The organism is Thalassococcus sp. S3 (genome assembly GCF_004216475.1).
GTDB lineage: Bacteria > Pseudomonadota > Alphaproteobacteria > Rhodobacterales > Rhodobacteraceae.
Genome location: NZ_CP022303.1, coordinates 3,327,248 through 3,349,997, shown reverse-complemented (window position 1 = coordinate 3,349,997; position 22,750 = coordinate 3,327,248). Strand labels below are relative to the sequence as shown.

The window sequence follows — 22,750 nt, the reverse complement described above, 5'->3', positions numbered from 1 at the left end:
CGAGATGCCCGAACCCCGCGAAGGTGCACGGCTCTTTGCTGACAATTGCACCGCCTGTCACGACTATCGGGGAACCGGGGGCGGTGTGCTGATCGGTGGCCAGGTTCCTCCGGATCTTACACAGATCGCGTTGCGCAATGACGGTGTTTTCCCACGTGCCGAAGTGCTTTCGGTGATCGACGGTTACGGAAAGGGGGAGCATACGGGCCGCGTCATGCCGGAATTCGGCGCGATCCTTGAAGGAGACACCGTGCCCGTGGAAATCGACGGCCGCATGACACCGGTGCCAAGGCCCCTTGCGGCCTTGCTCGAATATCTTGAGGATATTCAGGTCGACGGCTAGTCGCAGATCCCGTTCAGTTCCGCCTCTTTCCAGGGCAGCACCACATCGCTTTCCCGCCCGACATCGGGCAGGCGGGAGACCGGAAAGGCCGCGCTCAGCATTTGGTGCAGCCGTTCCGTCCGCGCGGCGTCGGGGGCAAGGGCGCGGCAGCAGACATATTCCTCCACGATCGCGCCCTGTTGTTCGAAACCGTAATCGAGGAAGTTCTTTTCGTCCTCTGTTTCAAAGAGATAAGGGTCTGCGCTGCGTTGATGTTCGGCTGCGGCACGCAGGGGGTGATAGCCGGTCACGTCTCGGTTCTGCCATTGCCAGACATGGGTCAGTTCATGCGCAAGCAGCATCGCTTCGATCAGGTAGAGCCGTTCGGGATAGAGCGGCATGTAATTCTCGATATACCAGTCCCGGGTGAAGTGGATGCGATTGAAGAGCACCACCGCCGCCGGGCGGGTGGTGATGATATCGGTCTTGGGTGGCGGCAGGATCCGCTCGCGGCAGGAGACGCGCGGGCGGGCCGGACGGCGGAAGGTGACCGCGCCGACCAATGCCCCGCGAGCCAAGCGCACGCGATCTAAGTCTATGGAATCTCCGTGGATTTTTTGGGCGAATGCCCGTTCATCCGTGGTCAGGGGACGACCGCAAGCGGTCAGGACCAGGGCAAAGATAAGAAGCGCTTTCCACATGAGGCGACCGTAGCTTGGGCAGATGCGTCTGGGAAGCGATTAAGGCGCGTAGAACGTCGCAGTCGCCGTGGCGACGGATTTGGCGCTGTCTTCCTCGGTCATGAGGGCGCGTGTGAAGATCAGCGCCTTGCCCGCACGCACCACTTCGGCCCGGCAAAGGATGGCAGCGCCCACACCGGGGCGCAGAAACTGGACGTCGAGGTTTGTGGTCGCCAGGGGTTTGAACTCACCGACATGGGCAATTGTCGCGAGAACCATGGACGTGTCTGACAAGGCAGCCAGCGCTTGCCCGGACACGATGCCGCCCACGCGGGCAAGCTGCGGGGTCAGTGGCATGCGCAGCGTCGTGTGTGCGGGTGAGGCGCCCTGGACGGACAGGTCGAGGGCGAGAACCCAGGGGGCGAAGTTTTCCTCCAGTAGGGTTTGGATCTCTGCTGCGGTCATAGTCGTGGGCCCTTGTCCGTTTCGCATCAGCCTATGGGGGCGAGGGGGCAGGGCCAAGTAAAAGGTTAACCCGTGAAGGGGTGGGGGCGTCTGTGCATCCCCGTCCAGTAGCCTGCAAATGGATGCGCATCCTATCGGGCAGTGCGCGCGTGCCCGCTCTGTTTCAGTCCGGTCCCGTCAGCGTGACGTAAGGTGAACTTATCGGTCTTTATGTGTCAGACGGTCGCACCCATGTCCTTTCCAGATCGCGCGGCAACGGGCTGCGCGGCACGCACCGCACCCCCGAACGGGGTGCCCGGAAAGGAGAAAGACCATGGAGAAAGTGATCATCCCCACCATCGCCGGTTTTGTCGCGATGATGAGCCTTTGGGGCGTCATGGCGACATTCGTCTGAAGCTTTTGAAGGCCTAGCCAGGCCTTTCGGGCCGGGGCCCTAGTCGATATCGATCACCTTGCTGGTGACCTCGATCAGAACACGGTCCCGGCTTTCGCCGTCCATGTCGCGCAGGGCCTCGTAGAAACTGATCGTGGCCTCGCAATATGCCTCGTTGCCGGGATCCTGCGCCATGTAGATGGATGGGAAGTTTGGTTGGGCCACATCTGCTTGCCACTCTGCAAGGACACTGTCCCAATCGGCGCTTGTCGCGGTGCCGTGATCATTCATCTGGGCTCTGCCTTCGGCGAAGGTGAGGAAGACCTGATTTGCCGTATCCGACAGTAGCGCCTGATCGATTTTCAGGCTCTCCTCCAAGCCGAGAGAGGCGGTGCCAAAGGCCAGTATGCGATTGCAAAAGCGGGGATCGCTACTGAGGCTTTGCACGAATGCGAGGTAACTGCTGAGCGTGGTTTCAATCTGCTCGATGGAGGCGCGCGCGAAATAGGGCGCATTGGCCAGGCGCAGGTCGGACATGAAAGCCTGAGACCGCCCGAAAAGCGCCTGGTTCAGCAGATCGTCGGGAATGTTGGGATTGTTCGCGGTCTCGTCCATCAGGGCGACGAAGCGGGCATAGTCTTCGGGGAAGTGGGTTTCGACCGTTGTGTAAAAGCCGGACGGGTCGTTGGCCTTGATCTCGGCGACGAGGTCATCAACGGAGATACGATCGTTCCCAAAGAGCGTGGGGACCAGATATTGCACGGCCAGAAAGGCAGCGATGCCGGCGATAAGGCCGAGGGCGATGTTTTTCATGAAGGGATGCCGTTGGGTTGGAAAAATCGGTTGGGCGAAAAAGATTGGACGCAAGTATAGGGACTGGGTGACCGGTGTCACTCGGGTGGCCATGCTGGTGGCTGTTTTGTGCTGACGGGGTGCGGCGGGGTGAAGCTGGCCTCATGGCCGTATTTCTGAACTCGCATCAGAGGCTTGTTGCAGCTATTGATGTAAAAAAGGAGGCTGAGTAGATGAAAGATGGACATTCGGAACTGAAGCTTTGCCCTGAGGGCACAGCGAAGCAGGTATTTACGATAGGCTATGAAGGTACTGAAATATCTGGATTTGTTGAGGTTCTGATTGCAGCAGGTATCGAAACGCTGGTCGATATTCGCGAACTTCCGCTTTCGAGGAAACGCGGTTTCTCAAAAAATGGTCTTCGGACCGCACTGGAGGAGAATGGGATCAGCTATGTCCACATGCGTGACCTTGGCGATCCAAAGGAAGGCCGTCTGGCTGCGCGCGCGGGCGACTACGCCACCTTTCAGCGGGTTTTCTCCGATCATATGAAGACCGAGCGGGCAACTACAGCCCTTCGAGAGCTCAACTCGCTAGTTGGAAAGTCAACGGTTTGTTTACTATGTTTTGAAAAATGTCATCTTGGTTGTCATCGCTCCATAGTTGTGGAGCATTTGATGCAGCTTGATCTAATCGAGGCAAGGCACATCTAGAATTGAATAGTTCTATTGAATTTCCGCATACTGGAAGAGCTGCTGTCATCATCAAGGCCGCACCAGATATCGGTCAAAGGCATGGCGAAACCGTCTGTGTGGCAGGTATTGACTACGATGGTAATTGGCATCGGCTATATCCAGTCCCCTTTCGCGATCTAAGAGAAAATCAAAAATTCGGAAGATGGGATCTTATATCTTTCCGTTGGAGGAATGCACCAGATGACAGAAGACTGGAAAGCAAGAGAGTTGACCCACAGTCGATAGAAGTCATCGGCAGCGTTCCGAAAGCAGAACGTCACTCCCTCGCCCGTAGGGCACTAGTGGCAGATCTGGATAAGGAGCTAGCGGAAAACAAATCCTTTGCACTCATTCAGCCTGAGCAGCCCCGCTTTTCTGTCATTCGGTATTCCGAGTCGGAGATTGACAAAGAGAGGCGACAGCGCGATGAACTTCATCGCCAAACAGATATGTTTAGTGATCCAGCTATTTCGAAAGAGCCTCCACCGTACCGATTTAACTACAAATTTAAGTTTGCGGGAAAAGATAGAAATTACAATTGTATTGATTGGGAGACGGAAGCAACATTTTTCAAGTGGAGAGAGCGATACGGAGAAAAAATAGCTATCCAAGAAATGCAAAGGGTATTTGGGGAAGAGTGGCCGAAGAAAGGAATAGCGTTTGCAATGGGCACACATCGAAATCAGAACTGGAGGAACTGGTTGCTGTCAGGTGTGCTTAGAGTCAACAAGTCAGATCAGCTTGAACTTATCTGAATTGCATCAAACATCCAACTCCTCCACAAACCGCGCGTTCTCCTGAATGTACTGAAACCGCATTTCCGGTTTCTTGCCCATCAGGCGTTCGACGAGGTCTCCGGTCTCTCCCGGCTCGTCCTCGTCTATGGTCACGCGGATCAGTTTGCGGGAGGCGGGGTCCATCGTGGTTTCCTTGAGGTCCTTGGCGTCCATCTCGCCCAGCCCCTTGAAGCGCGAGACGTCGATCTTGCCCTTGCCGCCGAGGCTCTTCTCCAGAAGATCGTTCTTTTCGGCCTCGTCCAGGCAATAGACGCGCCGCGCGCCTTGGGTCAGGCGGAAAAGGGGCGGGCAGGCGAGATACAGGTGGCCTGCGTCGATCATGGGGCGCATCTGGGTGAAGAAGAACGTCATCAGGAGCGACGCGATATGGGCGCCGTCCACGTCGGCATCGGTCATGATGATGACCTTGTCATAGCGCAGATCGTCGATGTTGAAGCGGGTGCCGAGGCCAACGCCCAAAGCCTGGGTCAGATCGCTGATTTCCGCATTCGATCCCAGCTTGGAGGAGGCCGCGCCCAGCACGTTCAGGATCTTGCCGCGCAGGGGCAGGAGGGCTTGGGTCTTGCGGTCGCGGGCCATCTTGGCGGAACCGCCCGCACTGTCGCCTTCGACGATGAAAAGCTCGGTGCCTTCGCGGGCATTCTGGGAGCAATCGACCAGTTTGCCGGGAAGGCGCAGCTTCTTGGTGGCGGATTTGCGCTGGGTCTCTTTCTCCTGCCGGCGGCGGAGGCGTTCTTCGGCGCGCAGGACGAGGAAATCGAGGATGGCGCCGGCGGATTTGGTGTCGGCGGCGAGCCAGTTGTCGAAATGGTCGCGGACGGAGTTCTCCACCAGCCGCTGGGCCTCGACCGTGGCCAGACGGTCCTTGGTCTGGCCCACGAATTCAGGCTCACGGATGAAGCAGGAGACCAGCGCGCAGCCACCCGTGATCAGGTCGTCGCGGGTGATCTGGCCGGCTTTCTTGTTGTTGACCAGCTCGCCATACGCCTTGATGCCCTTGAGGATCGCGGCCCAGAAACCGGCCACATGGGTGCCGCCTTCGGGCGTGGGCACGGTGTTGCAGTAGGACTGGATGAACCCGTCGCGCGACGGGGTCCAGTTGATGGCCCATTCGACCTTGCCGGGTGTGCCGAACTTCTCCTTGAAATCGACGGTGCCGGAGAAGGGCGCGTCGGCATAGGTGGAGGCGGAGCCGAGGGTTTCGGTGAGGTAATCCGAGAGGCCGCCGGGGAAGTGGAAGGTCGCCTCGGTCGGGGTTTCGCCGTCGTCGATGGCGGACTTCCAGCGGATTTCGACGCCCGAAAAGAGGTAGGCCTTGGAGCGAATGGACTTGAAGAGGCGCGCGGGCTTGAAGCGGTGATGGCCGAAGATCTCTTCATCGGCGTGGAAGGTGACGGTGGTGCCGCGCCGGTTGGGGGCGGCGCCGATCTGCTCGACGGGGCCCAAGGGCAGCCCGCGCGAGAAGCGTTGTTCGAAGAGCTGACGGTCGCGGGCGACCTGGACGACCATGCTGTCCGACAGGGCGTTGACGACGGAGGCGCCGACGCCGTGCAGACCGCCGGAGGTCTCGTAGGCCTTGCCGGAGAATTTGCCGCCGGCGTGCAGGGTGCAGAGGATAACCTCCAACGCGGATTTGTCGGGGAATTTCGGGTGCGGATCGATGGGGATGCCACGGCCATTGTCACGGATGGTGATGGCGTAGTCGTCGTGCAGCTCAACCTCGATCCGGTTGGCGTGGCCGGCGACGGCCTCGTCCATGGAATTGTCGAGCACTTCGGCGACGAGGTGGTGCAACGCACGCTCATCCGTGCCGCCGATATACATCCCCGGGCGTTTGCGCACGGGCTCCAGCCCTTCGAGGACCTCGATGGAGGAGGCGTTGTAGTCGGGTTCCGGGGCGCCGGAGAGGAGGTCATTTGCCATGGGCTGCTCGTCTTTGTGATTGGCAGGCATTATGGCAGGCGCACGGGGTTCGGGGAAGAGGGCAGGCCGCAGAGCGGCGTGTTTTCAGGGGCTCCGACTATGTGAAGAGGCAGAACGGCACCCCTGTATTTGACCGGCGGGATCTTGCCGCCGCAAAACGCGGCCTTTGGTCAATGTCATCTGGGGCAGTACGGTTTCATGGGGCGCCGGAGATTCGCGCATAGATTGTACCCGTGGATCACTGGCAGGTGGGGCCAAACCGAAAGGTATGATGTCATGCCAGTTTTCTCTTTTGGAGTGGTCGCGTTTGACGACTTGAACGAAATCTCCGGGGATCCGGTCACCAATGCGACCACCGGAACGACAGGTGTCTTCAGCGTCGATGCGGGCGCGACACCCATCACGTTTCAGGTCGATGACGACGACAGCGACTTTGACGACGGTTTCATTGATCCTCCCAATAATTCGACGGGCGGGAACAACCAGCTTCTGGACCAGCCTGTCAGCATCAATGGCCAGACCTTCGCGGCGGGATCGCAGGTGGAGTTGGAGTTTGCGATCACAACAACAACGGGTGAGACGTTTTTCTATGTCCGCATCAATGGCACGAATGTCGGTCTGACCGGCGATACGCTTCCGCAGCCGGGCACGACCTATACGATAGACAGTTCAGCCGATGGGCAGGACACGCCCTATGATGGGCTGGCCTGTTTCACCGCAGGGACGATGATAGAAACCGCGGATGGGCCACGCCCGGTGGAAAGCCTTTTGCCCGGTGATCGCGTGCGCACGATGGATAATGGCATGCAAAAGCTGCGCTGGATCGGTCAGCAGGCGCTTTCGGCGTTCCAGCTGAGAGCCGCGCCGCACCTTGCGCCGATCCGGATCAACGCGGGCGCCTTGGGCAATCGCGAAGCGCTGGAGGTTTCGCCGCAGCACCGCATCTTGATGACGGGATGGCGTGCGGAGCTCTATTTTGGCGCGCCGGAAGTGCTGGTCCCGGCCAAGGCGCTGGTGAACGGAAAAACCATCGTGGCGCTGCCACCGGATCGGCCGGCCCGCTATGTCCATCTGCTTTTCGACCGGCATGAGATCGTCTTTTCGCACGGCCTGGCGACGGAGAGTTTTCATCCGGGCGAGATGGGCCTGCGCGACGTCGACCAGAAGCGCGAGGTCGAGGTTCTGTTCCCCGATCTGGGCCCGATGAACGAAGGCTACGGACGCACCGCATATCCGGTTGTCAAAACACGGGAAGCCCGAGGAATTTTCGGTTGGTTTTCCCACTGAAACATGTCGTGCTTTGTGCCGTCGAAAATATAAGATAATCTGATAAAATATACATTTATCAAATGTTTATCAGGCATGCTCTGGTAATGAGGCAGGGTGCGTGCATACATATTGCTTTAAATGGAGACGTTTTCGGCACCGATGCTTTCGACATTTCTAAGTCCTGAATTTGCTCCCTTCACGCTTGCTCTTGCCTTGTTGGCGGGGCTTTTCACTCTTGAACTGATCTTTGCCCTGCTGGGCGGGACGCTGATGGGCGGCGAGGCGGAGATTGACGGAATAGACGCCGCCGAGATGGATGTGGCCGACCTGGAACTTGGGGTCGAGACGGCGGAGCTGGATCTGGGCGAGTACGAAGTGCCTGCGGTGATCGAGGAGGGTGTGGAATCCGAACCGGACTTTGCCGGCGGCACGCTCGCCTGGCTGGGCATCGGCAAAGCGCCCTTCATACTGTGGCTCGCCTCGCTTTTGATGGGCTTTGGATTAAGCGGCGTGGTGGCGCAGAGCATGGCAATCACGGCCCTGGGATCACCATTGCCGGTCTGGCTGGCCGTGCTGGGGGCTGCCGTCTTGGGGGTGGGATTTGCCAGTCGCTTTGCCGCACTTTTTGCGCGAGTGCTGCCCAAGACAGAGACGAGCGCAGTGTCCCGTAACAGGCTGGCAAGGCGACGCGGGATCGTCAGCCAGGGCGTGGCTCGGCGGGGTCAAGCCGCCGAAGTGCGTGTCACGGACTTTTACGGAAACATGCATTATATCAGGGCCGAGCCCTTGCAGGACGAAACGGAGATTATCACCGGGGTCGAGGTTCTGGTTCTGCGGCACCGGCCCAGCGGCGGGTATCGTCTGATCCCGCTATCGGACTGACATTACTGATCAAACAATACAGGAGATATGCGCCATGGACCTTATGACGATCCTCGTCATCGTCGGCACTTTCGTCGTTTTTCTGGCTCTGATCGGACTGGTCCTGGGCCGGCTCTATCGGCGCGCGACGCGCGAGATGAGCCTGGTCAAGACGGGGGCCGGCGGCAAGAAGGTCATCATGGACGGAGGTACGATTGTCGTGCCTTTGCTGCACGAGATCAGCCCGGTGAACATGAAAACGCTCAGGCTGGAAGTGCAGCGCACCGGAGAGGGCGCGCTGATCACCCGCGACCGGATGCGGGTCGATGTGGGCGTGGAATTCTACGTCTCGGTCAATGCGACGACCGAAGGGATCAGCCGCGCCGCGCAAACCCTTGGGGACCGGACATTTTACGTGGATCAGCTCCGCGAGATGATCGAGGGTAAGCTGGTTGATGGTCTGCGCGCGGTGGCCGCGCAGATGACGATGGACGAATTGCACGAGAACCGCGCGGAATTTGTGCAGGAGGTGCAGAACGCAGTCTCGGAGGATTTGCTGAAGAACGGGCTGGAACTGGAAAGCGTGTCGCTGACAGCGCTTGACCAGACCCCGTTCGAGGCGCTGGACGAGAACAACGCGTTCAACGCGGTTGGCATGAGAAAACTCGCCGAAGTTATTGCAAAATCGAAAAAAGAGCGCGCAGAGATTGATGCCGAGGCGGATGTGGCCGTGCGCCGCGCGGCGATGGAGGCAGAGCGCCAGCGCCTGCACATCGAACGCGACGAGCAGGAGGCGGCGATTGCCCAGGCACAGCAGGTGGCCACGCTGAAGGCGGCCCAGGAGGCGGAGATCGCCCGGCAGGTCGAAGTGGCCGAGCGCGAGAAACAGCAGGCGAGGATCGTGAAGGAGCAGGCGATCCGGGAGGCGGAGATCACTCGGGACCGGGAGCTTGAGGTCGCCGATCAGGAGCGTCAGATCATCATCGCGCAGAAATCCGAAGAGGAGAGCCGGGCAAGGGCGTCTGCGGACACAGCCAGGGCGGAGGCGACCAAGGCCCAGGAAGCCATTGAGACGGCCCGCTCGGTTGCCATGGCCCAGCGCGAGAAAGAGATCGCGCTGATCGAGGCGCAGAGAGAGGCCGAGCGTGAAGCCACGAAGATCCGGCTTGCCGCGGCGGCAGAGAAGGACGCAGCCCATGACCGCGCGGATGCAAGGCGAGAGGAGGCGCAGGCAGAGGCCGACGCGCTGACGATCCGGGCGGCGGCGAAGAAGGCGGATCTGCTGGCCGAGGCGGAGGGCCGCCAGGCGATTGTCGAGGCGGAGAATGCCATCGACCCGATCATCGTAAACATGAAGGTCGACATGGCGCGGCTGGAGGCATTGCCGGGTGTGGTGGCCGAAATGGTCAAGCCGGCGGAGAAGATCGATTCGATCAAGATCCATCAGGTGACCGGCATGGGTGGCATGAACGGAGGCGCAAGCGGGGGCGCGGGCGACAAGCCCGTGGTCAATCAGGCGCTCGATTCGATCCTGGGCATGGCGGTGCAGCTTCCGGCGCTCAAGAAGCTGGGCGAGGAATTGGGCGTCTCGCTGGAAAGCGGGATGTCACAGATCGGCGGCACAACCCTGAGCGAGGTCGAGGAGACCGAGGAGCCCAAGGTGGTCAGCGAAGACGAAAAGCCCCGCATCGCCGACAAATCCGACCTTCCGGCAGCGGAGTAACGGATCAGGCGCCCCCGCCGGCCTCCAGCGCGCGGGCAAAGGCGGGGCGCGCCTCCAGCTCTTTGACGAAGGCGGCGAGGCGCGGGTAATCCTCTGCATGGCCCAGCCGCACGGCGATCTGCGCGGGAAAGCTGAGCATGATGTCAGCGGCCGACAGCTCGTCGAGCACGAAATGGCCGGAGGGGCGCAGGATGTCCTCCATATACTGGAAGTGGCTTTGCAATTGCTCTGAAATGCGTGGATGCAGCGGCGCGCCGGCCTCGCCCAGACGGCCCACATAGAGGTTCAGAAGGATCGGCGTCATGGCGGAGCCTTCGGCGAAATGCATCAGTTCGAGGTGCTGGATATAGGCGTCGGTTCCGGTCTCGGGGATCATAGCGGGGGCATGCGCCGCGCAGATCAGCTCCACGATGGCGGCGGATTCGGTGACGATGCGCCCCTCCATCTCGATCATGGGGGACTTGCCCAGCGGATGGACCTGTTTGAGTTCGGGCGGGGCGAGGTTGGTCTTTTCATCCCGCTGGTAGCGTTTGACCTGATAGGGCGTGCCAATCTCCTCCAGCAGCCACAGGATCCGCAGGGACCGGGATTTGTTCAGATGGTGGAGTGTGATCATGGATGGGTCCAGTTCAGGATGTGTTGGGCGACCTCCGCCGGTTTCTGATGGCAGAGCCAGTGATCGACGCCCGCCATGGTGACCCGGGTAAGATCGGGGGCGAAGTCCTCCAGCCTCTCGGTCGAGACGGGCAGGAGGGCGGTGTCCTCTTCCCCCCAGATCAGCAGATGCGGACAGCGGACCTGCAGGCGTTCCACGGGAAAGTCGGGCAGGTCGGTGATGGGCTGACCCGGCTTGGCCACCTTGAGCGGGGAGGCGCGGTACCAGTGGATCATGGTCTTGAGCCGTCCCGGACGGGCCCATTCGGTGCGGTAGTCTTCAAGTCGGGAACCGCTCAGCCAGGAGAGGTTCATCTTGGCGGAGAAGAGCGAGACCATTTTGGCGAAATTGTCCGCGGCCAGTCGCTCCTCGGAGCCGGCCTCGCGCAGGTAAAGAATGTATTGCGATGCTTCGGTCTGCGCGCCCCCGGTGGCCATCGCCCGCTGGAAGGGGACGGGGTGCACGCCGTTGAGAATGATCAGCCGCTCCACAAGATCGGGCTGAAACATCGCCAATCCATAGGCGACGGCGGCCCCCCAATCATGGCCCAGAACGGTAACCTTGCCGCCGAGTTGGCCGATTAGTGCGGCCATGTCCGACACAAGTTCGGACGTGGCATAGCGGCTGACATCGTCCGGCGCCCAGCTTTGCCCGAACCCGCGCTGGTCAGGTGCAACGCAGTAGAAATGGTCGGTCAGGTAAGGCGCCAGATCGGACCACGCCCCGCCATATTCCGGAAAGCCATGCAGCATCAGAAGGACGGGTTTTGCGGGATCGCCCCAATGGCGGACAAAGAACGGATGACCGTTCAATTCGTAGGTCTTGGTTTCCATGGCGCGACCCTAACCTGTCGCACGCGACCGGCAAGGGCGATCAGATGTGACCCTACGGCAGGCGTCTGTTTCCTTTGGCACGCTCAAGTCTTCGAATCTCGAGCGTGCTGCTCGTGCTGTACGATGCCTTGACGTAGATCGGATCGGTTGAAATGCGGCGATCTTTCGGGGTATTCTAAGAAAGGCTGCGCTCGCGCCTCCCCCCTCCACCGGGAAAGCATTCATCATGCGGGGCATATCGAAACCGGACTCACCCTGGTCGAGCGCTTGCATAAGGAGGGATTGCGGATACCGCTCGGACGAGGAGGATCCGATATGCAACTCTCTGCCCCAATCTACAAACTGAAGCACACGGCAAAACGCCTGGCCCGCCGCGAGGCGATCCCCCTGCACGAAGCCCTTGACCGGCTGGCCGCGCAGGAAGGCCACAAAAGCTGGAGCCATCTGGCCGCGTCATGGCGCAGAGCGCACCCTGCGAAAAAGGTCATGTCCCACTTGGCCCGCGGTGATATGGTTCTTCTGGGGGCAAGACCCGGTCATGGCAAAACGCGTCTTGGCATCGAACTGGCGGCTTTGGCGAAATGCCATGGACGCAGGGGCTTTTTCTTCACTCTCGATTACCATGAAAGAGAGGTGGCCGAGCACTTCGCGGATCTTGGCGTTGACCAGACCCCAGGGGCGCGATCGGTTATCGTCGATACGTCAGACGAGATCTCGGCGGATCATATCATTGATCGGCTGGCGGGACATGAAGGCCCTGCTTTCGTCGTTATCGACTACCTTCAGGTGCTGGACCAGAAGCGGAGCAATCCGCCCGTTAACGAGCAGATTCAGCGGCTGAGACGATACGTCAAAGGGCATGACGCGATCTGTGTCGTCATCTCGCAATTGGAGCGAAGGTTCGATCTGCAGGACAAGGCGATGCCGGATGTCGGCGATATCCGCTTGCCCAATCCGCTGAACACATCCCTCTTTGACAAACGGTGCTTCCTTCACGACGGAAAGGTGCGACTTGATCTTGCTTGATCCCTTTTCGGGACGTCGTTTCGCGGAACCGCGATGGGCTAGGTCAATCTAACAGAGCATGCGTGATCGACCCGAATGTGCCTTATCCCTCCAGATGGCACGCAGTGGTTCCTTCATGTTCCCGCTCTGCCCCGCCCAGAACAATTTGTACCGGACGTGGCAGAACATGGAGCAAAGCTTACTCGCCAGCTTCCTTGGTCTCGAACAGAAGCCCTTGACCGGTGCGAGCAGGAAAACCACGCCAATGGGTATGCGCCTCGGTCTCGTTTCCGGCGTCATCAAGGGCAAAGACGCCCTCTGCTGCGACGGGAACGAGGTCGAGATAGGCGGCCTTCTCACCGTCCCCCTTCACGTGCAGATCAATGAAGGCCGTGGCAAAGTGTTGGGCCACGTTGTTCATCCGGTTGGTGTCCCAGACAGCGTCGGCATAGTGCTCGAAGGGAACGAAATCGAGCGTGTCCACGGGTGTCCAGCTTTCCGCCGGGGCGGGCATGGGGGCGGCTGCGTTGTGGTTCGCCCCCTCGAAGGTTAGCAGGTGCCGGGTCACTCCGGTCGTTCCGTCAAAGATGCCGCGCATCGCCTGGTAGATCGACACATCGTCAGCGCTGCCGGCCATCAGCATCAGCGGTTTCTCGAACCCCGCCAGCCCTTCGGCATCCCAGAAACCGGCATTATTGCCCCATGGGCCGATTGCGATGATCGCCTTGACGCGCTCGTCAATCAGGGTGGCATGGCTTTCCGACCCAGCCAGATGCCGGGAGAGCAGGCCGTTGGGTGTGCCCCATTCATACTCGGTTGATGCCTGTGTCACGCCCGCGCCGCCAAAGATCAGCGCGCCGTAGCCTCCCATTGAATAGCCGATCACCGCAACGGAACTGGCATCGGTGATGGCGCCAACCGGACCTTCCAGCGCTTCCATCTGGTCGATGACAAAGCGTTGGTCGAGTGCACGGTTCAGCAGCGTTGACCCGAACGCGCCCTGATCGGAATAGGTGCTGTCGGTATGATCGACAGAGATTGTGACATACCCCTTCGAAGCCAGGTTTTCCCCCAGATGGGACATCAGGAACCGGTTTCCGGGATAGCCATGGGAGATGACCACAAGTGGAAAGGTTTCCCCACTGGCCGGCTCTGCATCGCGCGCGGCCTGGCCGTGAAGCGTGACTTCTGTCTGCCCGTCGCGCAGGACCGCCGTATAGCTGCCACCCGCCGGGGTGCCCGGAGCGGCCGGATACCAGATCTCGGCGGTGAGGGGGCGATCATAGGTCGGTTCGGCATCGGCCGTGGTGTTGAGAATGTCGATCTGGCCCGGATGCGAGAACGTCATCGTTTGCACGCCGATCGGATAGGGACCGTAGGCGGCAAGTTCGGGCGCGTCCGGTCGGACCTGGTCGATCCGGTTTTCGGCCAGGGCCGATACGGCGGTGACACTGGCCGCGAGGCTCAACGCGGCAAGAGGCGTGCGGGTCATGGGTCTTCTCCTTCTTCCGTTGGCGCCATGGTGGCAGCGCCTTGTGACATCGTATAGGACTGGGTCGGGTTCCGTTGCGTCATCTGCTGTCGGCGGTCCGGTGCGGCCATTGGCACAGGGCCTTGTTGTGCGGGCGCACCCTCTCTACATTCCGGCTCATGTTTCGCGCGCTCTGTCTTCTGTCGGCTCTTGCTCTTTCCGGTCCGGTCATCGCCCATCCACATGTCTTTGTGGATACCGGCTTGCGGCTCGTCACAGATCCCCAAGGCCGATTGCTGGGCGTGGAGGTGAGCTGGAACTACGATGAGCTCTATTCGATGCTGATGTTCGAGGATCGCGGCCTCGACAATGACTACGACGGACGGCTCGATGACGCAGAAGTCGGACAGCTTCAGGGATTTGACCTCAACTGGATCGAAGGGTTCGAGGGGGATCTCTATGTGACCGGGCCTGCCGGCCCGATAACGCTGGGCAAGCCCCAAGGGCGTGGCGTCCGGGTCGAAGAAGCCCGCATCATCAGCACACATTTCCGTCCCTTGGTGCAGCCCCAGCACGCGGCGGATCTGATTGTTCAGGCCTATGATCCAACCTTTTACACGGCCTATGACCTGACCCGCGGGGTCGAAACCGAGGGGCCATGCGACGTGGAAGTCACCCAGCCTGATCTGGACGCGGCCTATTCCAAGGTCGAGGAATTGCTTTACGGGATGCCTGCATCCCGCGCGGAAGAAGAGTTTCCCGAAGTGGGCGAGGCCTTCGCAGCAACGGTAAGCTTCAGATGCGCAAACTGATCGCGCTGGCCGCATTGGTGGTTCTGGCGCTGGGTGGCTGGTTATGGCTTGCCGGGGGCGCCGATGATCTTGCGCGCTGGGCGGCCGAGGGACAGCGCGACGTGCAACGCGCGATGGCGGGGGCGATCCGGGCGTTGCGCGCGGGCGATCCGGGGGCGCTGGTCACGTTGATGGGGCTTTGTTTCGCCTATGGCTTTTTTCACGCCGCGGGCCCGGGCCACGGAAAGCTTGTCATCGGCGGCTACGGCGTGGCAGAGCGGGTTCCGTTGTTGCGGCTGTCGGGGCTTGCCATTCTATCGTCCCTGTCCCAGTCCGCCACGGCGGTGCTGCTGGTCTATGCGGGTCTCTTCGTTTTGAATTGGGGGCGTGAACGCCTGGTGGATACGGCGGATGCGTGGCTTGCTCCGTTCAGCTACGGGCTGATCGCCTTGGTGGGGCTTTGGCTGTGCTGGCGCGGGTTTAGACGTTTGAAAGACTTGCGAAGGTTCGCGCCGGCCCACCATCAACATGCAAGCGACGGAACCTGTTCAAGCTGCGGTCACAAGCACGGGCCAAGTGTTGAAGAGGCGGCAGAGGTGCGCAGCCTGCGCGACGCGTTGGTGGTGATCGCATCCGTGGCCGTGCGGCCATGCACCGGTGCGATCTTCATTCTCATCCTGACCTGGCAGATGGGCATCGCGATGGCCGGGATCGCCGGTGCCTTTGCAATCGGGCTTGGCACGGCAAGCGTGACGGTGGCGGTTGCGGTGGCTGCCGTGACCTTTCGCGAAGGGACCCTGTCCCGCTGGACCGGAGATGGCGCGCTACGGGTGACCGCGTTTCTTGAATTGACCGCTGGCTTCATCATCGCGCTTGTCGCGACCCAGATCGCGCTGCGGCTGATCTGATCCGGAACAGCCGGTACCCGCATGATCCCCGTGCCTGTGACCGTAGCAAAACTGAAAATCCCCATGCCCTGTCTGCGTGACTTTGACCACGGGTCGCGAGGGCTTGCGGGGGTGTGAAATTGCGCCTACTGCTGAGCGCATGCAACCCTTGGAGATGTCATATCCCGCACATGTCCGTGCGGTTCTTGTGCTTGGCCTGCCCTTGGTCGGCGGCCATCTGGCACAGTTTGCCATCGGGCTGACCGACACGGTGATGTTGGGCTGGTATGGTGTCGACGCGCTCGCGGCCGTGACCCTGGCAAGCTCCTATTTCTTTGTGTTCTTCCTTATGGGCAGCGGGTTTGCCTGGGCGGTCATGCCGATGGTCGCGGCCTTTCACGCCGAAGGGGATGAAACCGGCCTGCGCCGGGCGACGCGGATGGGGCTTTGGCTGTCGCTTCTCTTTGCCTGCGCGGCCATGCCTTTTCTCTGGTGGTCCGAACCCCTTCTGCTGGCCCTCGGGCAGGAGCCGACGGTTGCCGCCGATGCCGCGCGCTATCTGCGTATTGCCGGCTGGGGACTGTTCCCCGCGATCCTCGTGATGGTGATCAAGTCCTACCTTGCTGCGCTTGAACGCACGCAGATCGTTCTTTGGATTACGTTGCTCGCGGCCGTGGTGAATGCCGCGGCGAATTACCTCCTGATCTTCGGTTATTACGGGGCTCCGGAGCTGGGGCTGGCAGGTGCGGCTTTAGCCTCGATCGCGACACAGGTTGTTTCGCTGATCGGCGTGGTTCTCTATGCCATGCTCGTCCTTCCCGAACACGACCTCTTTCGACGGCTCTGGCGTCCGGATTGGCCGATGTTCGCGCGGGTGTTCCGGCTGGGCTGGCCCATCGGTTTGACCAATCTGAGCGAGGTCAGCCTTTTTGCCGCCAGCGCGATGATGATGGGATGGCTTGGAACGATCCCCTTGGCCGCCCATGGCATCGCTGTCCAACTGGCAAGTGCGACGTTCATGGTACATCTGGGGCTCAGCAACGCGGCCACCGTGCGTGCGGGAAATGCATTCGGGCGTGCGGATCGGCAGCATATGGCGCGGGGCGCCAGGACCGTTACCGCGCTTTCACTGGCGATGGCCCTTGTGACCATCATCGCCTTTCTGGTCCTGCCCGTGCCGTTGATCTCTCTCTTTCTCGAAGAGGCGGAGCCGGCCCGTGAGGAAATCATAGCCATCGGCATCGGTCTTCTTGCGGTGGCTGCCCTGTTCCAGCTTGTCGATGGCGCGCAGGTGATCGCGCTGGGCCTGCTGCGCGGGGTGCAGGATACCGCGAAGCCGATGGTGATCGCGGCGCTCAGCTATTGGGGGGTCGGGATCCCGGCCTCTTATGTCCTTGGCTTCACGCTCGAAATGGGCGGGATCGGGGTATGGCTCGGTCTGGTCTTGGGTTTGGCTTGTGCCGGCGTCTTTCTGATGGCGCGGTTTTGGGGGGCATCCTTGCCGCAGATCGGCAGGCTGGAGCGGAGCGCCTAGTCCTTCTGCCGCATCAGTCGATCTGCCTTTTTCCGAACCAGGACCGAACGCAGATCATGCATGGCCAAAAGCAGGTCGTCCGTGACCGCATCAAGCTGTTCATCGCTCGCCTTGGATTGCACCCATTGTGTTGTCGTGTTCAGGTAATCGACGGCACGGTGAATGTCGTCGATGTCGCGTCTGGCCAGCACCTGTATCCGTTCCGCCATCCAGGTCTTGATCGTCTCCAGATCCTGTTCGCTCAGCATCCGGTCTCCATGGGGCTTGATGTCCCCATTGCGGATATTGACCACAGCGATCTGATCCATCTCGATCCGGCGTTGGCGGTTTTCGGTATCCACGCGGAAGACAAAGGCGCCGTTTTCGCGCACGCGGAAATAGTAGTCGGGAAGCTTATGCGCCATCTTAAGAGAGGCTCGCGCAGAAGGATTTGATGCGGCCGCAGGCTTCGGTCAGCGCTTCGTCGGATGTGGCATAACTCACGCGGAAATTCGGTGAGAGGCCGAATGCCGCGCCAAAGACCACGGCAACACCGGTTTCTTCCAGAAGAGCCGTGGCAAAGACCTCGTCATCCGTGATCTCCACACCGGTTGAGGTCCTTTTGCCGATCAGCCCGGCGATGGAGGGATAGACATAGAATGCGCCGTCCGGCACGGGGCAGGTGATCCCGTCGATCTGTGACAGCATAGAGATGACAAGGTCGCGGCGGCGTTTGAACATCTCGTTGTTGGGCGCGATGAAATCCTGCGGGCCCGAGATCGCCTCAAGCGCGGCCCATTGGCTGATCGAACATGGATTCGACGTCGATTGCGACTGGATTTTGCGCATTGCGGCGATCAGCTGCTCCGGACCTGCGGCATAGCCGATACGCCAGCCGGTCATGGCATAGGCCTTCGAGACGCCGTTACATGTCAGCGTCCGGTCATAAAGTCCGGGTTCTACCTCCGCCGGGGTGCAGAAGGAGAACCCGTCATAGGCGAGATGCTCGTACATATCGTCGGTCAGGACCCAGACATGGGGATGCTGCATCAGCACATCGGTCAAGCCCTTGAGCTGCTCGCGTGTATACCCCGCTCCGGTCGGGTTGGAGGGTGAGTTGAAGATGAACCACTTGGTCTTTGGCGTGATGGCGGCATCAAGCTGCTCGGGCGTGATGCGGAACGCGTTTTCAAGCGTCGCCTCAACGACCACCGGCTCTCCTCCGGCCAGCAGGACCATGTCGGGATAACTGGTCCAGTAGGGGGCAGGGATTATCACCTCGTCCCCGGCGTTCAGCGTCGCCATCAGAGCGTTGTAAAGCGTCTGCTTGCCCCCGGTTCCGACACTCACCTGCTTGGGCGTGTAGCTCAGCCCGTTTTCCCGCTCGAACTTATCGCAGATGGCCTGTTTCAGCTCCGCAATGCCGTCCGGGGCAGTGTATTTCGTTTTCCCCGCATCCATCGCGGCCTTGGCGGCGGCCTTGATGTTGTCGGGCGTGTCAAAGTCAGGCTCGCCCGCGCCCAGGCTGATGATATCACGGCCCGCCGCGCGCAGCTCGGCCGCCTTTGTCGTCACCGCGATCGTCGGGGACGGTTTGACGCGGGACAATGTCGCAGACAGGAAACTCATGGCGGCCTCGGTTTGTATCTTGATCGCCCATGTCATAGGGTGCCTCCCAAGCGCGATCAAGCATGATACCAGAACCAAGGAGAGACCGAGTGCCGGACAGCGAAATGGACTGGTTCGGGCCGGATGCGGCCACCTTCGGGGACCGTGTTGCGGGCGCGCGCGAACATGCCGGCATGACACAAGCACAGCTGGCACGGCGGCTCGGGGTCAAGAAGGCAACACTGGTGTCCTGGGAAGAGGACCTGTCGGAACCGCGGGCGAACAAGCTGTCGATGATGGCGGGGGTTTTGAACGTTTCGATCATGTGGCTGCTGACGGGCGAGGGGGAAGGCATGAGCACGCCCAGCGAAGACACGCCGCTCCCAGAGAATGTCGCCATGATCGCAGCCGAACTGCGCAGTCTGCGGGCCGAGCTGCATGCAAATGCCGAACGCGCCGGGCGGCTGGAGAAACAACTTAGGCAGATCATAGGGCACACCGCCACATGACCGAGACGCGAGAACATCGCATCAAGCGGCTGCACATGCGGTCCATGCGGCGCGGCATCAAAGAGATGGATCTGATCTTGTCAGCCTATGCCGAGCGTCGGCTGACCAATATGGACGATGCCGAGCTGGATCGCTATGACGCCCTGCTGCACGAGAACGATCAGGATCTCTATCAATGGGTGACAGGGCAGTGCGACGCGCCCGAACCCTATGGCGACCTCATTGCTGAGATCTCTCAAGCTCTTCAAAAAACGAAATAAAATACACTTAACCGTTTCTTCGGTTTTTCTCTTCATCTTGGTGCTCAACGCAGTGCGAGTCGGAGAGATCGATGAGTATGGAAATGCAGATTGACCCGGGGGCCCGCAAGGGCTTCATGACGGGTTATTTGGAGGCGCTGGCGCTGGTCGAACGACTGCACCGGCTTCTTCTTGACGTGATCAAAGATGAGTTCGAAAGGGTCGGCGTGTTGGAAATCAACGCGGTTCAGGCGCTCTTGCTGTTCAACATCGGCGATAACGAGGTGACGGCAGGCGAGCTGAAGACGCGCGGATATTATCAGGGTAGCAACGTCAGCTATAACCTGAAGAAGTTGGTGGAAATGGGCTATATGCATCACCAGCGATGTGAGATCGACCGACGGTCGGTTCGGGTGCGGCTGACGTCAAAAGGGCGCGAAATCCGGGACGTGGTCGCGAAGCTCTTTTCCCGCCATGCCGAGGGGTTGGAAAACAAGGGCGTTCTGCCACCCGAAAAGATGGAAGACATCACATCGTCCCTCAAGCGGATGGAGCGGTATTGGACCGATCAGATCCGATACATCTATTGAGCAGAGCCAAGCTGGGTTGGGTCTTCTTAGCTTGGCAAGCTGCGTCGAGCTAGCAACGCCTGTCAGTGACTTGACCGCATTGCGGAACGACAGATCCGATTGCACCTACCCCTTCGGGTCTTCGGCTTCAAAAGATCTGGCACCGATCGCTTTCGGAGTGACCTCGCGGATCAGCTTTGCCCGGATCGCGCGGGCATAGTCGTCAAACCCTTGCGCAATCTCTAGAAACGCGCCGGGCCCGTGCAGAACCTCGGTGCGATAAAAGTCAACCAGTGTGACTTCGGCCTCATAATCAGCGGCGTTCACGACGAGGCCGTTCACGGTCACATCGGAAAAAGCGAACTCACGATAAGCGGCTGCCGGGGGAAACCCTTCGTTGTTCTCTCCGTCTCCGGCCATATCCAGCGTTCGGAAAAGACAATCGGGCCCCCGTTGAAACAGGCCGGCACCATAGGCCAAAGCGTATCCCATGGCCGTCGGAAATTCATTATGGCTTCGGCTGGATTTGCCAATGGTGCGCGCGACGCCGCGCAGATGGGCGGGCGTTTCGATCAATGTCCAATCGACCAGTAATTCCTGATTGTACCGTCCGCTCCATTCGTAGACCGCGATGGCGACGGGCAGGGGACTTGCAAAGAACGCATCCTGAACCGGCGGCGCAAGCAAAGCCGCGGCAAGCCCACCGCGCTGGAGCGAATCCTCGGCCATATCGACCGAGGACGACACGTCCATCGCCAGCACCAGCGCCAGCCGACACTCCGCGGCAGCGACGGGGCCTGCCAGCGACATGGCGATGGCGGCGGCGCGGATCACCAATGTCCGGTGTTTTCCATGCTCGCCCAGGGCTCTGCCGCAGGCAACGCATCGCCGGCCTGCAAAAGCTCCACCGATATGTTGTCCGGCGAGCGGACAAAGGCCATGTGCCCATCCCGGGGTGGCCGGTTGATGGTCACGCCGTTGTCCATCAGGTGCTGGCAGGTCTCGTAAATGTTGTCCACGCGGTAAGCCAGATGCCCGAAATGCCGACTGTCGCTGGGAAGCGCGTCGTCACCGTCCCAATTATACGTCAACTCCACCGGGCATTCCTCCTGCCCCGGGGGCGCCATGAAAACCAGCGTGAAACGACCTTTTTCGTTGTCGTACTGGCGCGTTTTCTTGAGCCCCAGCAACTCGTAGAACGCAATCGACGTCTCAAGGTCTTTCACCCGCACCATCGTATGAAGATAAGTCAAACCCATGTCACGCTCCCCGCTCTATCCTGTCAGAAGCGAGCTTAGCGCACCGTCTGGCGGTGTCGAGGTCAATGCGCCTAGAAGGCTGACTGGAAGCCGAAATTGACACCGATACGGTTGGAGTCAAAGAGACTGATATTGCTCTCGTTCTGGCTGGCAGAGAGGGTCATCGTCGGGTTGAACCCGTAGTAATCCAGCTTGGAAAAAACGAAAGTGACATCCGCGTTGGTGCGCAGATCCTGCCGACCGTCAAGACTGTATCGCGACACGTCGTACCTGCGCGAGCGTACGCCCAGACCGAAAAAGACATTGGCACCGATCACGGGTTTGGCGAGGCCAAGCTGTGCGCGCAGGCCAAGTTCGTCAAATTCCTGCGTCTGAACGGGCGAGGTTGCGGCAGCCCCGGTGAGCACCAGGTTCAACCGCGTTCCGTTTTTCAGCCTTGTGCCGAAAGTCAGATCGGTCCTCAGCGTGTCGAGGTCGTGTGTTCTGAGGCCAAACTGCCGTTCAAAGGACAAACGGCTGCCGATCTTGTTGGTACGGGATGTCGCATAATCCTGGCCGGCACTCAGCCGCAGAAACCTTGTGTATCCGGCGCCCCCGTACCAGCTCTGACCGGCTTCCGTCGTCAGTCGGTATTCGCCTTTTCGATCAAAGTTCAGACCGCGATGCGCATAGCCAAGTCCGAGCGAATAAAATGAAAAGTCGGAGCCGGTCTTGTCAGGGGCAATCTGTTTCGCATCCGAAGACAAGGAATAAAGACGCAAGTCGACCGCGATGGTCAGGTCATGCGCCCGTGTCTCTGTTTCCCAGAAACGATATCGCGTGTCGTTGGCGAATGCATATTCGACCCCGGAAAGGGCACGCGCGCTTTTGTCGGGGATCACTTCGAGCGGCTCGCCCGTATCCAGCCAGATGAACCGGTAGTCCCGATAGGGGGACCGGTTAGAGGAGCCGTTGTTGAAGTTTGAATCCGGTGTGACGGAAAACGTCAGACGCGTAGACCAGGGATTGGTCGCGCGGACATATTTGAAATCCCGGATTGCTTTCTTCGACAAGCTCTCGTTTGGGGCGGCCTGGATGGCCCGGCGCAGCCAAAGCTGTGCGCGTGTCCGTTGACCGCCTGACGAAAGCGCCTGCGCCATGACAAGCGCGCTGGAGTAACGTTCGTCTTTCGTGTCCGCAAGCGACCACGCGGTGCGCGCTGCCTGCCGTGCCTCCGGGATCTGTCCAAGATCGCGCAAGGCGCGGGACCGGATCAGGTGGGCCGTGATGTCGTCGGCATCTCGTTCCGTCAGCGCCTCCGCATACTCGGCCGCCCGTTGCGATTGTCCCACGCGAAGCGCTTCGGACGCCGCCAATCGCAGCTGATCCGGCGATAGGCGCACCGGATCGGCCAAGGCTGTTGCAAAGGTCGCAAGGCCTGCCAAAAGGGTCGTTGCGGCCAGCCGGCGCAACCTGATCGGATGATGCGGCAT

Annotated in this window: 25 protein-coding genes; 13 read left to right on the top strand and 12 right to left on the bottom strand. The window is 60.3% G+C overall.

Features of this window, described 5'->3' with window-relative positions; translation table 11 throughout:
- The first annotated feature begins 4 nt into the window (after positions 1 to 4).
- A complete protein-coding gene (locus CFI11_RS16540; protein ID WP_371687441.1) occupies positions 5 to 343 on the top strand; it encodes a cytochrome c in 339 nt (112 codons plus the stop codon).
- On the opposite strand, the gene CFI11_RS16535 is transcribed toward CFI11_RS16540, so the two are convergent.
- From CFI11_RS16535 to CFI11_RS16525, 3 genes are all read right to left on the bottom strand, one after another.
- Entirely contained in the window at positions 340 to 1,023 is a 684-nt protein-coding gene (locus CFI11_RS16535; protein ID WP_130407891.1) for a hypothetical protein, read from the bottom strand. The two genes, CFI11_RS16540 and CFI11_RS16535, sit on opposite strands and share 4 nt — an antisense overlap.
- Positions 1,024 to 1,062: 39 nt before the next feature.
- A complete protein-coding gene (locus CFI11_RS16530) occupies positions 1,063 to 1,467 on the bottom strand; it encodes a PaaI family thioesterase (RefSeq protein ID WP_130407889.1) in 405 nt (134 codons plus the stop codon).
- Positions 1,468 to 1,900: 433 nt separating this feature from the next.
- Positions 1,901 to 2,653 (bottom strand): hypothetical protein, encoded by a 753-nt coding sequence (locus CFI11_RS16525; protein ID WP_130407887.1) that lies wholly within the window; start codon positions 2,651 to 2,653, stop codon positions 1,901 to 1,903.
- Between the two features lie 212 nt (positions 2,654 to 2,865).
- Between CFI11_RS16525 and CFI11_RS16520 the strand changes: the two genes are divergently transcribed.
- Both CFI11_RS16520 and CFI11_RS16515 read left to right on the top strand, forming a co-directional pair.
- Complete coding sequence (locus CFI11_RS16520; RefSeq protein WP_130407885.1) at positions 2,866 to 3,345, top strand: DUF488 family protein; 480 nt, start codon at positions 2,866 to 2,868, stop codon at positions 3,343 to 3,345.
- 2 nt (positions 3,346 to 3,347) lie between these two features.
- Positions 3,348 to 4,121, top strand: coding sequence for a hypothetical protein (locus tag CFI11_RS16515; protein WP_130407883.1), 774 nt, complete (start codon positions 3,348 to 3,350; stop codon positions 4,119 to 4,121).
- 6 nt (positions 4,122 to 4,127) lie between these two features.
- Here CFI11_RS16515 and parE read toward each other — a convergent pair whose 3' ends face one another.
- Positions 4,128 to 6,086, bottom strand: a complete 1,959-nt coding sequence (parE, locus tag CFI11_RS16510; protein WP_130407881.1) for a DNA topoisomerase IV subunit B — start codon at positions 6,084 to 6,086, stop codon at positions 4,128 to 4,130.
- A 276-nt stretch (positions 6,087 to 6,362) separates the two neighbouring features.
- Here parE and CFI11_RS16505 point away from each other — a divergent pair, with 276 nt between their 5' ends.
- The 3 genes from CFI11_RS16505 to CFI11_RS16495 all read left to right on the top strand — a co-directional run bounded on the left by CFI11_RS16505 (position 6,363) and on the right by CFI11_RS16495 (position 9,939).
- A complete protein-coding gene (locus CFI11_RS16505) occupies positions 6,363 to 7,373 on the top strand; it encodes a Hint domain-containing protein (protein WP_165390289.1) in 1,011 nt (336 codons plus the stop codon).
- A 120-nt stretch (positions 7,374 to 7,493) separates the two neighbouring features.
- On the top strand, positions 7,494 to 8,237 hold the full coding sequence (locus tag CFI11_RS16500; protein WP_254448939.1) for an OB-fold-containig protein: 744 nt from the start codon (positions 7,494 to 7,496) through the stop codon (positions 8,235 to 8,237).
- 34 nt (positions 8,238 to 8,271) lie between these two features.
- Complete coding sequence (locus tag CFI11_RS16495; protein WP_130407877.1) at positions 8,272 to 9,939, top strand: flotillin family protein; 1,668 nt, start codon at positions 8,272 to 8,274, stop codon at positions 9,937 to 9,939.
- Positions 9,940 to 9,943: 4 nt separating this feature from the next.
- Here CFI11_RS16495 and CFI11_RS16490 read toward each other — a convergent pair whose 3' ends face one another.
- On the bottom strand, positions 9,944 to 10,555 hold the full coding sequence (locus tag CFI11_RS16490; protein WP_130407875.1) for a glutathione S-transferase family protein: 612 nt from the start codon (positions 10,553 to 10,555) through the stop codon (positions 9,944 to 9,946).
- The gene (locus CFI11_RS16485) at positions 10,552 to 11,427 is read right to left on the bottom strand and encodes an alpha/beta fold hydrolase (protein ID WP_130407873.1); all 876 of its coding nucleotides are present in this window, start codon (positions 11,425 to 11,427) and stop codon (positions 10,552 to 10,554) included. Before CFI11_RS16485 ends, CFI11_RS16490 begins: the two co-directional genes overlap by 4 nt.
- Positions 11,428 to 11,742: 315 nt before the next feature.
- Between CFI11_RS16485 and CFI11_RS16480 the strand changes: the two genes are divergently transcribed.
- Entirely contained in the window at positions 11,743 to 12,453 is a 711-nt protein-coding gene (locus CFI11_RS16480; protein WP_130407871.1) for a DNA helicase, read from the top strand.
- Between the two features lie 178 nt (positions 12,454 to 12,631).
- Here CFI11_RS16480 and CFI11_RS16475 read toward each other — a convergent pair whose 3' ends face one another.
- Positions 12,632 to 13,924 carry a dienelactone hydrolase gene (locus CFI11_RS16475; RefSeq protein ID WP_130407869.1) on the bottom strand — a complete coding sequence of 431 codons (1,293 nt, stop codon included), beginning with the start codon at positions 13,922 to 13,924 and terminating at the stop codon, positions 12,632 to 12,634.
- 158 nt (positions 13,925 to 14,082) lie between these two features.
- Here CFI11_RS16475 and CFI11_RS16470 point away from each other — a divergent pair, with 158 nt between their 5' ends.
- The 3 genes from CFI11_RS16470 (at position 14,083) to CFI11_RS16460 (ending at position 17,115) form a co-directional block, all read left to right on the top strand.
- A complete protein-coding gene (locus CFI11_RS16470) occupies positions 14,083 to 14,715 on the top strand; it encodes a DUF1007 family protein (protein ID WP_130407867.1) in 633 nt (210 codons plus the stop codon).
- Positions 14,703 to 15,602 carry a nickel/cobalt transporter gene (locus CFI11_RS16465; RefSeq protein WP_130407865.1) on the top strand — a complete coding sequence of 300 codons (900 nt, stop codon included), beginning with the start codon at positions 14,703 to 14,705 and terminating at the stop codon, positions 15,600 to 15,602. Before CFI11_RS16470 ends, CFI11_RS16465 begins: the two co-directional genes overlap by 13 nt.
- A 154-nt stretch (positions 15,603 to 15,756) precedes the next feature.
- On the top strand, positions 15,757 to 17,115 hold the full coding sequence (locus CFI11_RS16460) for an MATE family efflux transporter (RefSeq protein WP_130407863.1): 1,359 nt from the start codon (positions 15,757 to 15,759) through the stop codon (positions 17,113 to 17,115).
- Here CFI11_RS16460 and CFI11_RS16455 read toward each other — a convergent pair.
- Positions 17,112 to 17,519: a hypothetical protein gene (locus CFI11_RS16455; protein ID WP_130407861.1), complete on the bottom strand. Its 408-nt coding sequence runs from the start codon at positions 17,517 to 17,519 to the stop codon at positions 17,112 to 17,114. The genes CFI11_RS16460 and CFI11_RS16455 overlap by 4 nt on opposite strands.
- 1 nt (position 17,520) lies before the next feature.
- On the bottom strand, positions 17,521 to 18,723 hold the full coding sequence (locus tag CFI11_RS16450) for a pyridoxal phosphate-dependent aminotransferase (protein WP_130410051.1): 1,203 nt from the start codon (positions 18,721 to 18,723) through the stop codon (positions 17,521 to 17,523).
- A 62-nt stretch (positions 18,724 to 18,785) separates the two neighbouring features.
- On the opposite strand from CFI11_RS16450, the gene CFI11_RS16445 reads away from it, so the two are divergent.
- From CFI11_RS16445 to CFI11_RS16435, 3 genes are all read left to right on the top strand, one after another.
- A complete protein-coding gene (locus tag CFI11_RS16445; protein WP_130407859.1) occupies positions 18,786 to 19,211 on the top strand; it encodes a helix-turn-helix domain-containing protein in 426 nt (141 codons plus the stop codon).
- Positions 19,208 to 19,471 (top strand): succinate dehydrogenase assembly factor 2, encoded by a 264-nt coding sequence (locus CFI11_RS16440; RefSeq protein WP_130407857.1) that lies wholly within the window; start codon positions 19,208 to 19,210, stop codon positions 19,469 to 19,471. Before CFI11_RS16445 ends, CFI11_RS16440 begins: the two co-directional genes overlap by 4 nt.
- 71 nt (positions 19,472 to 19,542) lie before the next feature.
- Positions 19,543 to 20,040 (top strand): MarR family winged helix-turn-helix transcriptional regulator, encoded by a 498-nt coding sequence (locus CFI11_RS16435; RefSeq protein ID WP_130407855.1) that lies wholly within the window; start codon positions 19,543 to 19,545, stop codon positions 20,038 to 20,040.
- A 105-nt stretch (positions 20,041 to 20,145) separates the two neighbouring features.
- On the opposite strand, the gene CFI11_RS16430 is transcribed toward CFI11_RS16435, so the two are convergent.
- The 3 genes from CFI11_RS16430 to CFI11_RS16420 form a co-directional block, all read right to left on the bottom strand.
- Positions 20,146 to 20,853, bottom strand: coding sequence for a DUF1194 domain-containing protein (locus CFI11_RS16430; protein WP_130407853.1), 708 nt, complete (start codon positions 20,851 to 20,853; stop codon positions 20,146 to 20,148).
- Positions 20,850 to 21,278 (bottom strand): VOC family protein, encoded by a 429-nt coding sequence (locus tag CFI11_RS16425; RefSeq protein ID WP_130407851.1) that lies wholly within the window; start codon positions 21,276 to 21,278, stop codon positions 20,850 to 20,852. The genes CFI11_RS16430 and CFI11_RS16425 overlap by 4 nt, the downstream gene beginning before the upstream one ends.
- Positions 21,279 to 21,349: 71 nt before the next feature.
- Positions 21,350 to 22,750, bottom strand: coding sequence for a tetratricopeptide repeat protein (locus CFI11_RS16420; RefSeq protein ID WP_130407849.1), 1,401 nt, complete (start codon positions 22,748 to 22,750; stop codon positions 21,350 to 21,352).